Consider the following 1194-nt stretch of genomic DNA (forward strand, 5'->3'; position numbering starts at 1 on the left):
TTACTCGATGATTTTGGCAACGACGCCGGCGCCGACGGTACGGCCGCCTTCGCGGATTGCGAAGCGCAGACCTTCTTCCATCGCGATCGGGGAAATCAGTTTCACCGTGATCGAGACGTTATCACCCGGCATCACCATTTCCTTGTCCTTCGGCAGCTCGATCGCGCCAGTCACGTCCGTGGTACGGAAGTAGAACTGCGGACGGTAGTTGTTGAAGAACGGGGTGTGGCGACCACCTTCATCCTTGGAGAGCACATAGATCTCGCCGGTGAAGTGGCTGTGCGGCTTGATCGAACCCGGCTTGGCCAGCACTTGACCACGCTCGACTTCTTCACGCTTGGTGCCGCGCAACAGCACGCCGACGTTGTCGCCTGCCTGACCTTGATCGAGCAGCTTGCGGAACATTTCCACGCCGGTGCAGGTGGTCTTGACGGTATCGCGGATACCAACGATTTCGATTTCTTCGCCGACCTTGATGATGCCGCGCTCAACGCGGCCGGTCACCACGGTACCACGGCCAGAGATCGAGAACACGTCTTCCACCGGCATCAGGAAGGTACCGTCCACGGCACGCTCCGGAGTCGGGATGTAGGAATCCAGCGCATCGGCCAGCTTCATGATTGCCTGCTCGCCCAGCTCGCCCTTGTCGCCTTCGAGCGCCAGCTTAGCCGAACCGCGGATGATCGGCAGATCGTCGCCCGGGAATTCGTACTTGGAAAGGAGCTCACGCACTTCCATTTCGACCAGCTCGAGCAGCTCGGCGTCGTCGACCATGTCGCACTTGTTCAGGAACACGATGATGTACGGCACACCAACCTGACGGGCCAGCAGGATGTGCTCGCGGGTTTGCGGCATCGGGCCGTCGGCGGCGGAGCACACCAGGATTGCGCCGTCCATCTGCGCGGCGCCGGTGATCATGTTCTTCACATAGTCGGCGTGGCCAGGGCAGTCCACGTGGGCGTAGTGGCGGTTCGCTGTTTCGTATTCGATGTGCGCGGTGTTAATCGTAATGCCGCGTGCCTTTTCTTCCGGCGCCGCATCGATTTCGTCGTATTTCTTCGCTTCGCCGCCGAACTTCGACGACAACACGGTTGCAATTGCTGCAGTCAGCGTGGTCTTGCCATGGTCAACGTGACCAATCGTGCCCACATTCACGTGCGGTTTTGTCCGCTCAAACTTGCCTTTTGCCATTTT

1 protein-coding gene is annotated in these 1194 nt (G+C 59.5%); it reads right to left on the bottom strand.

What is annotated here, in order from left to right; translation table 11 throughout:
- Entirely contained in the window at positions 1–1191 is a 1191-nt protein-coding gene (tuf, locus tag TSA66_RS00840; RefSeq protein WP_040038612.1) for an elongation factor Tu, read from the bottom strand.
- Between the last annotated feature and the right edge of the window lie 3 nt (positions 1192–1194).

It is taken from the genome of Noviherbaspirillum autotrophicum (assembly GCF_000818395.1).
Classification (GTDB): domain Bacteria; phylum Pseudomonadota; class Gammaproteobacteria; order Burkholderiales; family Burkholderiaceae_D; genus Noviherbaspirillum; species Noviherbaspirillum autotrophicum.

Excerpts from the sequence above, each read along its gene's own strand:
- tuf (WP_040038612.1), bottom strand. The coding sequence starts at position 1,191 with ATGGCAAAAGGCAAGTTTGAGCGGACAAAACCGCACGTGAATGTGGGC.